General features: G+C 42.7%; 13 protein-coding genes. 5 read left to right on the top strand and 8 right to left on the bottom strand.

Annotation, left to right across the window (positions count from 1 at the left end; translation table 11 throughout):
• Together cruG and cruF are read right to left on the bottom strand one after the other, a co-directional pair.
• Window positions 1-1,245, bottom strand: coding sequence for a 2'-O-glycosyltransferase CruG (gene cruG / locus I8752_RS34145; RefSeq protein ID WP_214436613.1), 1,245 nt, complete (start codon window positions 1,243-1,245; stop codon window positions 1-3).
• Window positions 1,246-1,376: 131 nt separating this feature from the next.
• A complete protein-coding gene (gene cruF / locus I8752_RS34140) occupies window positions 1,377-2,285 on the bottom strand; it encodes a gamma-carotene 1'-hydroxylase CruF (RefSeq protein ID WP_214436596.1) in 909 nt (302 codons plus the stop codon).
• 380 nt (window positions 2,286-2,665) lie between these two features.
• On the opposite strand from cruF, the gene I8752_RS34135 reads away from it, so the two are divergent.
• The gene (locus I8752_RS34135) at window positions 2,666-3,145 is read left to right on the top strand and encodes a hypothetical protein (RefSeq protein WP_318780931.1); all 480 of its coding nucleotides are present in this window, start codon (window positions 2,666-2,668) and stop codon (window positions 3,143-3,145) included.
• A 97-nt stretch (window positions 3,146-3,242) separates the two neighbouring features.
• On the opposite strand, the gene rpmA is transcribed toward I8752_RS34135, so the two are convergent.
• From rpmA to I8752_RS34115, 4 genes are all read right to left on the bottom strand, one after another.
• The gene (gene rpmA / locus I8752_RS34130) at window positions 3,243-3,524 is read right to left on the bottom strand and encodes a 50S ribosomal protein L27 (protein WP_214436595.1); all 282 of its coding nucleotides are present in this window, start codon (window positions 3,522-3,524) and stop codon (window positions 3,243-3,245) included.
• Window positions 3,525-3,556: 32 nt separating this feature from the next.
• Entirely contained in the window at window positions 3,557-3,955 is a 399-nt protein-coding gene (rplU, locus tag I8752_RS34125; protein ID WP_214436594.1) for a 50S ribosomal protein L21, read from the bottom strand.
• A gap of 173 nt (window positions 3,956-4,128) precedes the next feature.
• On the bottom strand, window positions 4,129-5,757 hold the full coding sequence (locus I8752_RS34120; protein WP_214436593.1) for an NAD(P)H-hydrate dehydratase: 1,629 nt from the start codon (window positions 5,755-5,757) through the stop codon (window positions 4,129-4,131).
• Window positions 5,758-5,856: 99 nt separating this feature from the next.
• The gene (locus I8752_RS34115) at window positions 5,857-6,693 is read right to left on the bottom strand and encodes a hypothetical protein (protein ID WP_214436592.1); all 837 of its coding nucleotides are present in this window, start codon (window positions 6,691-6,693) and stop codon (window positions 5,857-5,859) included.
• A 376-nt stretch (window positions 6,694-7,069) separates the two neighbouring features.
• On the opposite strand from I8752_RS34115, the gene mnmA reads away from it, so the two are divergent.
• From mnmA to I8752_RS34100, 3 genes are all read left to right on the top strand, one after another.
• Window positions 7,070-8,125 carry a tRNA 2-thiouridine(34) synthase MnmA gene (gene mnmA, locus I8752_RS34110; RefSeq protein ID WP_214436591.1) on the top strand — a complete coding sequence of 352 codons (1,056 nt, stop codon included), beginning with the start codon at window positions 7,070-7,072 and terminating at the stop codon, window positions 8,123-8,125.
• 148 nt (window positions 8,126-8,273) lie between these two features.
• Entirely contained in the window at window positions 8,274-9,689 is a 1,416-nt protein-coding gene (locus I8752_RS34105) for a sensor histidine kinase (RefSeq protein ID WP_214436590.1), read from the top strand.
• 527 nt (window positions 9,690-10,216) lie between these two features.
• A complete protein-coding gene (locus I8752_RS34100) occupies window positions 10,217-10,855 on the top strand; it encodes a hypothetical protein (RefSeq protein WP_214436589.1) in 639 nt (212 codons plus the stop codon).
• 75 nt (window positions 10,856-10,930) lie between these two features.
• Here the strand turns inward: I8752_RS34100 and I8752_RS34095 are convergent, their stop codons facing one another.
• On the bottom strand, window positions 10,931-12,019 hold the full coding sequence (locus I8752_RS34095; RefSeq protein WP_214436588.1) for a tetratricopeptide repeat protein: 1,089 nt from the start codon (window positions 12,017-12,019) through the stop codon (window positions 10,931-10,933).
• A gap of 97 nt (window positions 12,020-12,116) precedes the next feature.
• Window positions 12,117-12,746, bottom strand: a complete 630-nt coding sequence (locus I8752_RS34090) for a sigma-70 family RNA polymerase sigma factor (RefSeq protein ID WP_214436587.1) — start codon at window positions 12,744-12,746, stop codon at window positions 12,117-12,119.
• A gap of 195 nt (window positions 12,747-12,941) precedes the next feature.
• On the opposite strand from I8752_RS34090, the gene I8752_RS34085 reads away from it, so the two are divergent.
• Window positions 12,942-13,538: a glyoxalase-like domain protein gene (locus tag I8752_RS34085; protein WP_214436586.1), complete on the top strand. Its 597-nt coding sequence runs from the start codon at window positions 12,942-12,944 to the stop codon at window positions 13,536-13,538.
• Window positions 13,539-13,693: the final 155 nt, after the last annotated feature.

The following is a 13,693-nucleotide window of genomic DNA, read 5'->3' as shown; positions in this document are numbered from 1 at the left end:
TTAACTCGCACTGTACTTGCGTCCCCGCCATTCGCGGGGAGTGTTGAATGCAGATAAAAAAATTCGTAGCACTGCTATGGGATCGGCCAAAGGCGAAAGCCAAAATAACCAGCCACCCTTAGCGCTTTGGCGATCGTATGAAGGTGCGATCGCTAGTAGCATTGCAAAGCGAATTAACAATAGAAATACATTCAGTCCTAATGATAAGAGCAGGGGAGCCACTGCGGTGGACGGGTTTCCCGGCATAAAGTAAGTGGCGTGGAGCAAAAGAGGTGGGGAAAGTAGGGGAAAAACAGATAAATAAATGAGTAGAATTGGCAAAGGTAAACCTTGAACGGCTGAGAGTAACCATAAATCTCCCCAAATTTGAGCAGGTGGAGATGCATCTTTAAGGTCGAGACTGCGTCCCCATTCTTTCCAGGTTTCTATAGCCCCTTCATACATCCGTACTTTCAGCACTTTCGCACCATCTAAAAAGCCTACTTTAAACCCCTGAGCGGCAATATACCGCGCCAAAGTCACATCATCGCAAAAAGAACTCTTGGCACTGGTGTAACCACCCACAGCCGTTAAAACAGAGCGACGGCATAAAAAACATTGTCCATTTGCCATCACCCTTTCTGGCTGCTCTGCTTCGATCCCAGCAGGGTCAAATCGATAAAGCAGAGTCATCAACAATGCCGGTTGTAGCCAGCATTCTCCTGGATATTTGAGAATGAACTGGGGTGACAGGGAAACCAAGTCATACCCTTGCATTTCGGCAGTTTTCACCAAACCAGCAACTAGCCCTGGATGCGGTTGGGTATCAGCATCCATCCCTAAAAACCATTGACTTGCTTCTGAGCTTTGCAAAAAGCCGCTATGTAACGCCCAAGGACGACCTACCCAGCCAGAAGGTAGGGGATCGTCGTTCATTAGGTGAAAGCGGGGATCTTGTTGTTGTGAGGCTTTTACCAAGTCGGGCGTGCCATCTTTAGACTTACTATCTACGACAATAATTTCCCGAACTTCATAGCTTTGTTGGCTCAAACCAGCTAACAAAGGACTAATGCGAAGAGCTTCATTCAGCGTGGGTACTACAACACTGACACTACCCAAAATTTCTAGCGTTGGCTGTTGAGGTTGAATGGGTGGATGACGTGTCGGTCCCTTGACTAGACGTGAGAGCAGAATCGCTGTTGCCGGTAGCTGAATAAGTAACAATAGAAGCGATATGGCACTTTCTACTGTCAAAACATTGTCCATGTTGATAATACTTTGCAATTGATCGGGACTGGAGACTGGGGGACAAAGAGGACAAGAGGACAAAAGTAGTAACTCTAGACTCATGTCTAATTCCTAATACCCAATACCTAATCCCCAATCCCCAATCTTCTTCATTTCAAGGCGACTTTGACGCTGGCTACTGAGACTTCTTGAGCTGCTGGTTCAACAGTAACTTGGGTAGGTGCTGCTGAAGCTTTCAACCAAAATACTACAGCCGGGGCTACACCTAGCAACAAGCCGAGTAACACAGGAATAGAGAACCCAGCCGACAAGCTCATAACTGTAGCAAAGCCAAAGTTGCTGATGTAAACTACCAAGGGTACATTGAGCTGCGATCGCTCTAAATTAATTGGGTTGTTTTTCCACAATAATGCTGCCACAGCCATAAATACTGAGCCAGTACCCAACCAGCCAGCAAAGTTTTGATAGGGCATTCCAAAAAAAGCACCTGGTTGTTGCCAATACCAGAAGGGCAAAGCAGTTTGGCTCATAGCAGGATCGAGGACAAAATCCCAGGAGGTAAGCATCAAAGCACCCAACCCAATTGCACCTATATGTCGCCACAAGCTAGGTTTTTTGTCTACTTCTAAACCAGCCCGCGCCAATAGGTACGAAACACATCCGACATAAAACCACGACAAAGGGATTGTAAATGGCACTAAACCAGCAATTTTATAGCCCAAACCGCTTAGATAGCTGTAGTGACCAAAAGGAAAGCCTGTGCTAGTTCCTAGAAGTTCGCTGGTTAAGGAAATTAGCACTGCGGGCAGCATAAATCCTAAAGTCCGGCTCAAACCCAAAATCCGCAAGCCATATAAAAATACAGCTGCTGTACCCAAAATCATATATACTACACCACCACCAGCCATACTCCACTGCATGGCAGTCTGTCCAATTTCGGATAAGTGGAAAATTACTTCGGCGTTAGGTACAACTAGTAGTATCCCTACCAACCCAAACACCATTGACACAATATGACCAATGAGGCATATACGTTCAGCGATAACCAGTTGTCTCATAGAGAATTCCTTAACAAGATGTGACACATTGCTACTCGGCTGCTAATAGTTTACAAATGTTTACGAAAATATTTAACTAAATTTGTGCAGTAATTCTTTACCAAGTAGTTGAGTTTTCTTGCAAGAGCATAACAGCCTATTGCTGGAATCTAGAAGAAATAGGATGATAGACATATAGTCTAAGCGATCGCAGTCAAAATTTATCTATCTAGATTCGGCTTGCTTCTAGTTAGACGAGGCGCTTGCACTCAGGGTTGAAAGGCTCCCACTATATGAAGATATAGCCCAGAGCAGACAACAGCCATAATTTGAGCAACCTTTTAAATTAAACAAGGCTTTTAGTGGCACTAAATCTTGTTAAGCAATAGATTAAACCGCTAATGGCAACACCGAGCGTCATGTCAATTGTAAAAAAACTTCCCTGGATATCCTTAGTGCTAGTGATACTTAGCTATAGCGCTTTAGGTTGGGTATTAGCTGAATCACGAGTACCTGGGTTTGTATGGTTGATATTTGTTCCTATTGTTTTATTTGTGGTAGGAAGCTTTACCTCTCCTTTGTCATCGGTGACAAAATATTCTAATATTTTATTTCGCTCAAATACCAGAACTTTTGCTGTTGCCGTTTTAGGTGCATTCTTATTTTTTGCAATGCTTGCTTGGTTCCAGCTATTTCTTGATTGCTTGCTGATCGTTTCTGCGGCTATATTAGCGAGAATTGACTTTCAGGTATCTGGTTTCACAGAATGGCAAGCTTTTTGGATTACTTTTGCTATTTCTTTGATAGGTATAGCCTGTGGTGCAGCTATGCACCAAGTTTTTTTACATTACATATCTTTACATGTCTTTGTAGATACTTAACACCACTAAAAGGACGCGGGGAATTGATGGCCAATTCTCTCCACGTCTTTTGCAATCATTTTTAAGTTTTATGGGTGGGCATTACCACCCAATCACTTTAACTAGCTGTTGCCTCAACTGCGGCAGCAGGGGCATAAACGCTAATTTTTTTGCGGGTTCTGCCCTTTCTTTCAAAAGTCACTATCCCGTCGATTAAAGCAAACAAAGTGTCGTCACTGCCGATACCAACGTTGTTGCCAGGATGAAATTTAGTACCACGCTGACGCACGAGGATGTTTCCCGCACGTACAACTTGACCACCATAGCGCTTGACACCTAGACGTTGGGCATTAGAATCGCGACCGTTGCGCGTACTGCCTGTTCCTTTCTTATGAGCCATAATTTCCTCTTGTGTCTGTTTTTTCTTCTCTATTATTCAGCAGTTGCTTCCGCAGGAGAATCCTCGGCAACCGGAGTTTCAGCAGTTGCAGCTTCTTGAGCAACCAGTACCGTACCGTTGAGGGTGATGGAATTAATCATCAATCGAGTAATTTCCTGGCGATGCCCCCGCTTTTTGCGGGTTTTCTTTTTCGGCTTCATTTTGTAGACCAGGACTTTGCGACCTCTCAGATTTCGCAGCACCGTACCTTCTACTGTCGCCCCTGCTACTAGCGGCTGTCCAATGGTAACTTCACCGTCGTGCTGAACTAGTAATACAGATTCTATTGTAACTTTTTCGTCTGCTTCAACTGGAAGCAGTTCGATGTCATAAAAGCGTCCCGGCTCAACTCGCAGTTGTTTGCCGCCAGTTTCAATAATTGCGTAAGTCATGGAATTGTCCTTGAAGTTGCCGTACAGGTAGCTAGCTTCGATCTCTTGTAGAGACGCTACTTATCTGGTTTTGATAATTCGCTGTGGCTAGCTTTTGTGATATATCTACCCGATCCGAGCAGGAATTAGACAGACAATCTAAGATCATATTTGATTAACTAGTGGTAAGTCAACTAAAGTAGACTTTTAACTTTTGGCTTACTGAGAACTTTCATTAAATACTGTGTTAATGTAAACGCATCTACACCTAACTCAGTGCGTTCTTGAGCTGCTAAAATACCCGCTTGCGAATGCCACCACGCCGCAGTTGCCACAATATCTTCTACAGCAATTTGTTTAGTTGCTGCTTGTGCTAGCAATCCACCAAGTAGCCCTGTCAACACATCACCACTACCGCCACGCGCTAAAGCTGGGGTACTTTCGGGATTAATCCAAACTAAACCTTGGGGACTAGCGATCGCCGTCCTCGCCCCTTTCAATAAAACTACAGCCCTAGTTTGCGCCGCAGCTTCCCTAACAGCTAGCACCCTGTCGTGCTTGGGATCGGGCATATCGGGAAATAACCGCTGAAATTCACCAGTATGAGGTGTGAGTACCGTTGTTGCTTGCCGCTTTTGTAATGTGGCAATGGTTCCCATCTGCGCCAGGATATTTAAAGCATCCGCATCGAGAATTAAAGGGCGATCGCTGGCTATAACTTCTTGCACAATGGCCGTAGCATCTTTTGTGAGACCAGGGCCACAGGCGATCGCATGAAAAGAACTTAAATCAGTTTTTTCTGGTAATTGTAACTGAGCGATCGCTCCAGTTTGGGTTTCTGGACAACCTACTATTAACGCTTCTGGCAAATGCGACACCAAAATGGGTTTCAAAGATTCTGGAACTGCAATTGAAAGCATTCCTACACCACTTGCCCGCGCTCCCAAAGCTGTTAAAATTGCCCCACCAGCATAGCGGCGCGAACCGCAAATCATTAGTAAATGACCTTCCTTATACTTGTGGGTAACTTGTGGACGAGGTAGCGGTAAAGTGGAAAGTACCGTTGCTGGCGTAATGCGTTTGATTTTGGATGTATCCCCCACAACAGCTTGCACATCAGCCAAAGGAATATCAAAATCGATTAACTCAGCTTTGCCGACATACTCTAAAGCTTGGTCTTGCAGCAAACCCGACTTCCATAAACCCAGGCAAAAAGTGTGAGTAGCACGAATGGCAGTTCCCAATACCTCACCAGTATCGGTGTGCAAACCCGAAGGCAAATCGATACTAATAATTGGCTTATTCCATTCATTTAAGCGATCGATTGCAGCTGCAATGAAATCGGTGAGCATTCTTTCCAAGCCAAATCCAAACAACCCATCAATCAAAAAATCACAATCTTGTAGTTGCGATATCTCCTGATAACATGGAATTCCCAAACTCTGGGCATATTGTAAGTGTTGTGCAGTTAATTCCTTCAACTTAGAAAAAGCACAATAAATCCAAACCTCATACCCGCGAAAGTATAATTCACGGGCTACCACCAAAGCATCACCCCCATTATGACCAGGCCCGACAAGAATTCCGACACGGGTAGTTATTGGAGATACACGCCAAGATGCGAACAATTCTTTCCCGGCATCTTTTTCTTGCTTTTGTCCAAAGTTGGGGTATATCTCGTGAATTCGATGAGCAATGAGTCCTGCTACCTTTTCCATTAAAGCCGCTACAGGCATTCCCGCTGCAAAGATCCGCTCTTCAATATCCCGCATTTGCTCAGAGGTAACTACGACTTGGGAAATTTGTTCTTGCCTATTCTGCATCAGTTTTGAATCGTAAGTTGGGAGTTATGAATTAGGAGTTATGAATTTCTCACTCACAACTCCTCACTCTTAACTTTTAACTCCAAACTCAGCACTTATTTACCTTCCGTAGTAAACTCTCGCATCGCCAAATCCCAAATTTTGCAGGCGGTTATTCCATTCTTCGGCTTCTGTGCGCCGAGCAAAAGGCCCTACTGCTACATGTGGCCCTCGCGGCGATTGTCTTTGAAATATAAAGCCAGCTAGCCCTGTATTTTGTCTAATTCTTTCAGCAATTGAGGGTAAGTCTTGTGATTTAGCGGGAATAGCGACATAGTATCTAGAATCTCCCCTAGAAACATTTACGTTGCGATCGCCCGTATAAGTAGGAGAAGAAGAATAAGAAGCAGGAACTTCTCGTCCGTCTGCGAAGCCGACAATTTGTGCGCCATAAATTCGGTAGGACTCAAGTTGTCTGACTCGCTCTTGGGCGTTAGATAGTCTACTAAAGACTCCTGACTGAATAATAGAACGCCCTTGGTACTGACGAATATAAGCTCCAGGTTCAATCTGACGCACTTGTTGCAGCGTCTGGTAATTATAATTATCAACGTACACTAAGTAGCGTTGAAAGTTCTGGCTATATTGATTAAATTCCACTGATTGAGTGGGCTGATAGTTCGGCTGAGGCCGATTAAATTCCACTGATTGAGTGGGTTGATATTGCCCGTACTGACCTGGTTGTACCTGGGGTAATGGCGACTGACCAAAGGGAACCGGTGAAATTTCTGGCGGTGGTGGTAAAGTGTCAATTACTGTCTGTTGAGCAAGCAAAACTTGATTTGTGTTGATTTGGGCTTGTACGGGATTCACATAGGAAGTCAGCGTCAACCAACCTCCTAACAACAAAAAAATCATCCGAAATGTGATAAATTCACCTGATATTTGACTGCACATAGTGGTAACAAGATTTGTAGAGAATTTCTTTCAGGAACTAACGAACGCACTTTTGTAGCAACTATATAGTGTCAGCTTAGAATTAGTATGCCCAGGTTGCAATGAATACATCTGAAAAAAATTCAGTAGCTGTTAGCAATGGCATAGCTGATTGAGTTTGCGGCAATATCTGAGTGAGTAGCCTACAAACTGAAGTGCCTCTCTACCAAGGCTTTGAAGAGATATATGCTAGAATTGGACAGTTACGAAGCTCCTGTGTAGAGCTTGGATGAAAAGCCCTACTTGCATACAAAGTACAGCGTCATCGCTACAAAAGATTTTTGAATTTTGAATTTTTAATTCTAAAAAGGATACTAGCCTAGCAAGATTTAGAGATATGAAAAAAGTCGTAGTTGGTCTTTCTGGTGGCGTTGACAGTTCTACCGCCGCTGCTATCCTGCACAATCAGGGCTATGAAGTGATTGGTTTGACTCTTTGGCTAATGAAAGGCAAAGGGCAATGTTGCTCTGAGGGAATGATCGACGCGGCTTATATCTGCGAACAACTGGGCATTCCTCATCAGGTTGTGGATATTCGAGATGTCTTTCAGACAAATATTGTCGATTATCTGGTGGCTGGTTACAGCGCTGGAATTACGCCTTTACCTTGCTCCCAGTGCAATAAAACCGTGAAGTTTGGCCCAATGGTGCAGTATGCCCGCGAACAGTTAGGATGCGATCGCATCGCTACAGGTCATTATGCCCAAATTCGCTATGACGAAGCTACAGGACGCTATCAATTATTAAGGGCAGTTGACCGCAACAAAGACCAATCATACTTTCTCTATGACTTGTCTCAGGAATTACTTGCAGCCTCCGTGTTTCCTTTAGGCGAACTGCAAAAAGCCGATACGCGCCGCATCGCTGCTGACTACGGACTGAAAACTGCCGACAAGCCAGAAAGTCAGGATTTGTGCTTGGTAGAAAGTAACGGTTCCATGCGGGCATTTCTCGATAAGTATCTCGCCCCTAAAAAAGGCGATATTGTGGATACTACAGGCAAAGTTTTAGGACAGCATGATGGCGTTCATCACTACACTATTGGGCAGCGTAAAGGTTTGGGTGTTGCTGCACCGGAACCGCTGTATGTAATTGAATTAGATGCAGTGAATAATAAGGTAATAGTAGGCGATCGCACCAAAGCACGAGCGCCGGAATGTATGGTAAATCGAGTTAACTGGGTTTCCATCGCCGAACCATCAACCCCAATTCATACCGAAGTGCAAATTCGCTATCGTTCCACTCCTACACCAGCTACGGTGATTCCCTTAGAAAACTCCCGCGTCCGCCTGGTATTTGATGAATCCCAGTTCAGCATCACCCCCGGACAAGCTGCGGTGTGGTATGACGGCGATAAAGTTTTGGGTGGCGGAATTATTGAACAGTTTAGTTAAAAAAGGCAGAAGGCAGAAGGCAGAAGGCAGGAGGCAGGAGGCAGGAGGCAGGAGGCAGAAGTAATTATTATTTCTTCCTCATCCTCCTCATCTTCCTCATCTCCCTCATCCCCCTGCTCTCTTGTTTCTCTGCCTTTATTAATAAAGTATGTTTCAAGCTACTCGTCGCCGTCTTGCTCTTTGGTACACCGCTATCACCGCTGTGTTGTTACTGCTATTCGCCAGTGGAGTTTATTTATATGTCCGCAGTACATTAGTCGAGCGGATTGACGATACCCTCAATCATGTGGTGGAAATAGTAGAGCGATCGCTTGTAATTGAAACAGTTAACAGCGACGTAGATCAATTCCGCATTAATGTAGAAGCGAGTTTTCGCAATAATGCTGAAACTGTAGAAGATGACCACATAGATTTAGAATGGTTTAACTCAACTGGTGAATTACTCTGGTCAACTATTTCCGAACCCCTAAATATTCCCATTCATGCCAACCGCACTGGTGAAACTGTGCGCGTTGTTAAAGGAGAGAATGGAACTTGGGGAGACTCAGGGCTATTATTGCGACAAATCACACAACGGGTAGAAATGGGGCGGCAAGTATTAGGATATTTGCGTGTCAGTCATCCTTGGTTTGAAGTTACTAAACCTAGTCGCCAATTCATGGTTGATTTAGCACTAGGTATTTTCTTCATGGTGCTTTCTGTGGCTGCAAGTGGTTGGTTTCTCTCAGGTAAAGCGATGGAACCTGTGGGCGAATCTTACCAACGTCTCAAACAATTTACGGCTGATGCTTCGCACGAACTCAGAAGTCCCATTACTTTGATTCAAACTAATGTCCAAGTTGCCCTTGCTGATTTGGAGTGGAGAGAGGTAGAAGCCACCAATTCTTCAAACTATCGCCAACAGTTAAAGGTGGTGGAACGATTAACACAGCGTTTGGGTAAGTTAGTTAATGATTTACTTTTTCTGGCAAGGCAAGACAGTGGTAGTAGCAAAGATATCTTTTCACCTTGTCCTCTGGATGCCTTGCTGATAGAAGTGGTTGAAGAACAACAATTATTAGCTACAGAAAAAGGCATTACTCTAACTCTAGAGTTGGTCGATCCTCCCGCCTCAGAAACTAGCCCGGAATTACTAGAAAATTGGTTCGCGCTTGTCGGCAAATGGGATCAATTAGTGCGGTTATTTACAAATTTGATTAGCAACGCTTTGCAATACACTCCAACAGGTGGACGAGTCAATGTGGAATTGCTGCGTTTAGAAGCAAGCAATCGTGTCTCTAGAATTCGTTACAGTACTCCTCAGTTGCAAATCAAAGTCAGTGATACCGGGATTGGTATTCCTACAGAGGCACTACCGCGATTATTTGACCGCTTTTATCGGGTAGATCCCGCACGTACCCACACGCCTGAAAACGCGGCTACAGAAAGTACCACAGGTTCGGGATTAGGACTAGCGATCGCTCAAGCTATTGTCGAACATCACGAAGGTCAGATTCAAGTTGAAAGTACTGTGGGCGAAGGAACTACTTTTATTGTCACTTTACCAATAAATCTTGAGTCTTAATTAAATACCCAAAATTTGCTTCTTGTGATAGATGAATAATCATAACTTGAGCTTTAAACTTAATATTTGTAAGCATTGTTTTGTATTTCAAGTAACAAATAAAAGCACAATATAACTCCAAAGAAGCTGTTTAAGCTATATTTTCTGTTAATAATAAATTATTATCATAACGAAATTCAAGTAATTGCTAGCTGGTTGCCTAATAGAGTTTGCCAAGGTTGACAGGAAAATTAATAATCTACAATTTTAGATAACATTATTAATTTATGAAATTTATATAATTGAATCTTCAACTTAAATTCAAAAAACTCCTTTCTTATTTTATATCTGAAGTTAGATAAAATATCAAACTGATATTGTTAAACTGAAAAGGCTCCATCACAGATTGATAAAATATTACTAGCAATCAAAATAATTATTTATAGAGTTGCTTTTATATTTAATTCAATCTGCTAAATATGGGAATTGAAAGAAATTAATTTAAAAAAACTCAAATAAACCTTTGATATTTTTTTAGGAGTTGATATATGAACGTAGATTTTCAAAAACTTAGCAAGTACACTAACCTATTTGGTGTAGTTTGTGGCGGGTTACTCATAAGTTTGCCTGTTATCCCTAGAGCAGTAGTAGCACAGGAAACTATTTCTCCTAAAGCTAACCCTTGCCCTAGTATTTATTACGAAGAGCCTTTCAACAGCAGAAATATAGTCCCTCAAGGATGTCCCTCTAATTCTTTTACCCAACAACAGCGAGCACTGAACCCAACTTCTAAACCAGTCACTCCTGTTACACCGTCAGTTTCTCCAACTGAACCGAATCAACCAGCTTTATTATCACCGCACCAAACTCCCAATGCTACGATCGCCCTAACTAATGGCAAAGTTAATATCAGGTTAGTAAATAACACTGCGGCAAATATAACTTACCAAGTAATTGGCGATACTGGATCGCGATCGCTGCAAGGTAAATCAAATGTGACACTACAAGGTTTAAAAGCACCAGTAACAGTAACATTCCAACGTGACGACAAAGGACTACTTTTAGTAACGCCACAACCCTCTTCGGAACCAGGTGTTTTGGAAGTAACATTTAAGGAAGCTACAAATGTAAATGCAGATAGAAGTGCATTAAGAGTCGATCCAAACGGTTCAGTATTTTTGAATTAAAAAGTAGGTAAGAGTTAGGAGTTAAAAATAAAATTCCAAATCCTAACTCTTGTACAGACGCGATTAATCGCGTCTCTATTTCCGTTTCAGCATTTGAGTCAATCTATCAATTAATCGCACTTCCTGTTTGTTATCTTCCAGGGTTCGTGCCACTGTAATTGCTCTTTCATAAAAATTACGGGCAGTTGGGTAATTACCTAACTGCTCGTATAACTTTGCATAGGATTCAAAAGAGTTCAATTCTTCTCGCAGATTTTGTAATTCGTTAGCCAATGTTAAGCGCTGCGATAATAAATCAAATGCCCGTTCGTAGCGTCCTACGGCACTGTGAGCCGTTACTAGACCATCAATTGCTCGTAGTTGGTTGGAGCGATCGCGAGTTGTTTTCGCAATCCGCATTGCTGCCCCATAAGAGCCAATGGTATCTTGATAATTTCCGGCTGCTAGATAAGCATCACCCAAATTATTAAGAGTATTTGCCTCGCCGATAGTATCGCCAGTTTGACGGCGGAAAGTCAAAGCAGTTTCATAGAGTTTAATTGCTTTGTTATAATCTCCTAGCCTAGCTGTCACCAATCCCAAATTACTCAAAGATAATCCTTCACCTTCAGTACTTTGGATGTTTTGAGCAATTGCCAGTCCTTCTTGAACTGTTTTGCCAGCAGCGGCGGTTTCTCCGGCTTGGAGTAATAAACTAGCAATATTATTGAGCGCAAAAATCTGTGCTTGAAAGTCTTTGGTATCGCGAGCGATCGCTAATCGTCGGCGTAATGCATCTTCTCCTTCTTTGAAACGACCTAATTGGATATAAGCTTTTGCTAATAAATCATAAGTTAGACCTTGTGCCTTAATATCACCAATCGAGTGATAAATATCTAGTGCCTGCAAGCAAGATTCTATTGTTTTTTCAAAATACCCAGAGGCGTTTTGTTGTTCGCCAATACGCACTAAACTATCTGCCTCATCTCTAGATTGTTGCCAACTCGAATCACTTAAAGGACGATGGAGTTGTTGAGTAATATCCACAGCACTTGCTGTTACAGGACTTAGCAAAAAAGTAAAAACTAAAAAGTAAAAACTAAAAAACTTGAATTTGTTAGCTCTGCTGAACCTTGGAGCTAAGTTCAAAATAGTATGCCCTGGGAATAAATGCTGTTGTTTCATAAAACTTACCCGTGAAATTTCGGGTTTCAGTATAAGATTAAAGTAAAAGTTTTATTTTTTAGCACAAATACCATCAGCATACGCGTTAATACTTAAACTATGATTGAGCCGAATCTTCCCCCAAGTAGATAGCGCGGATATCTGGCGGTAATTTGTCCTCTAGCATAAGATAGCCTTCTTGGAGAAAATTGGCTACTTCGAGAGGCGATATCTTTTCTCCTTCGGCTTGCAAATAGGCTGCAATTCGAGTTTCGCTCCAGTGGAAAGTTTGAGCCATTAAGACCATCAAACGCAAAATAGGTGGTAATTGGTCTAAAGCCTGTTCTACGTAGCACCATAGCGGTGGTGAAGTCGCTTGCAGAGAATAATGAATTGCTTCGGTTGGGGGTAGCTTAATTTCGTTGATACAGAAAGCCGTAATGTTAATGAGCCAATTTTGCAAAGTTAAGGCTTCTTGTTCTGGTTGAGGATTGGTTAAATTGAGTCCGCCAAGTTCGTAATAGATATGTCGCCAAGTCAAGGCAAACAGATAATCTGCCTGTACGGGCGATCGCGCTGAATGCTGAATCAAGGTGTAAACTATGGGGCTGTAGCGACAAAAAATCACTGTAAAGTACTTTCCAGCCTCTGGATGACTCTGAAACAGACTTAGCAATTCTTGGTCGCTATGATGAAACAACGACTTGACTAGTGGGTGGTTAGCTTCGTGAAAATGAGGAATTTGCATAGGTTTAGCAGTTGATAGTTAAAATAATATTGGGAATAGGGGTTTTGTCGTCAGCAACATCATATTTTTACAATGGGTCTGTTTATTGTGAAGACTCAAACACTTTAGTATTGATACACTAGAAACAAGGACTTAAATTTCAGTCTTTATCGACAATAATAAAAGCGGTTCCTTATACAATCTTTAAATTTGTTCATGGTTATAGCAGCTAGTGTCATGCCTTTTCTGCTCGCTCCGTTGACTTTAGGCTCTTTTTTGCCTTCCCTGCCTTTGGATAGCTTATTCTCCACCCAAGGCATTATGGTGATGCTGCTGGCGGCATACGCTGGCGCTATGTGGATGTTCCTCACCAGTGCCCCAAAAGTACATACTGTGATGGTGTCCGATTTGGATATTGCCCGACAGTTGTATGAAGGGCTGCTAGATTTGCCAGCAGCTGAAGTGCCGTTGCACTACTACTACAACTACGAACAAACCTTGGGCACAACCGGGATCGATCCGCTATATATGTCCACAAGTCCTAGCTGGTCAGGCAAAACTATGAGCAATGCCAACGAGGGACTGTGGTATCAGATCAAGAAAAATACCCAGTTACACGTCATCACTGGGGCGAGTTTGGGCAGCAAAAATCAGCAACGCCACGTTTGTTTCGATCGCGATTGCCTGGATATGATTTTAATGCGAGTAGAAATGCGCGGTTTAAAGTTCAAGATTCGCAACCAAAAGCCCCTCAACTTTCTAGTCAAGGACTATGAAGGGCGCGTTATTGAATTAGCCGAAGTAGCGAATTAGTTATTTAATGATTTAATTTTAGATTGGGTGGTGCGTAGCTTGCCGCCGTAGGCATCGTATCACTCAAATTTTTTAGCAAATAAATATTCTCTCTACAATAATTAAATCAGGTTGATGAGCCAGTAGAATAATTACTCTCACTACCAGCATTGTCA

This window comes from Dendronalium phyllosphericum CENA369, assembly GCF_016056275.1.
Taxonomy (GTDB): domain Bacteria; phylum Cyanobacteriota; class Cyanobacteriia; order Cyanobacteriales; family Nostocaceae; genus Dendronalium; species Dendronalium phyllosphericum.
Note: the sequence above shows the minus strand (reverse complement) of the source record. Positions and strands in the feature narration are given on the sequence as shown.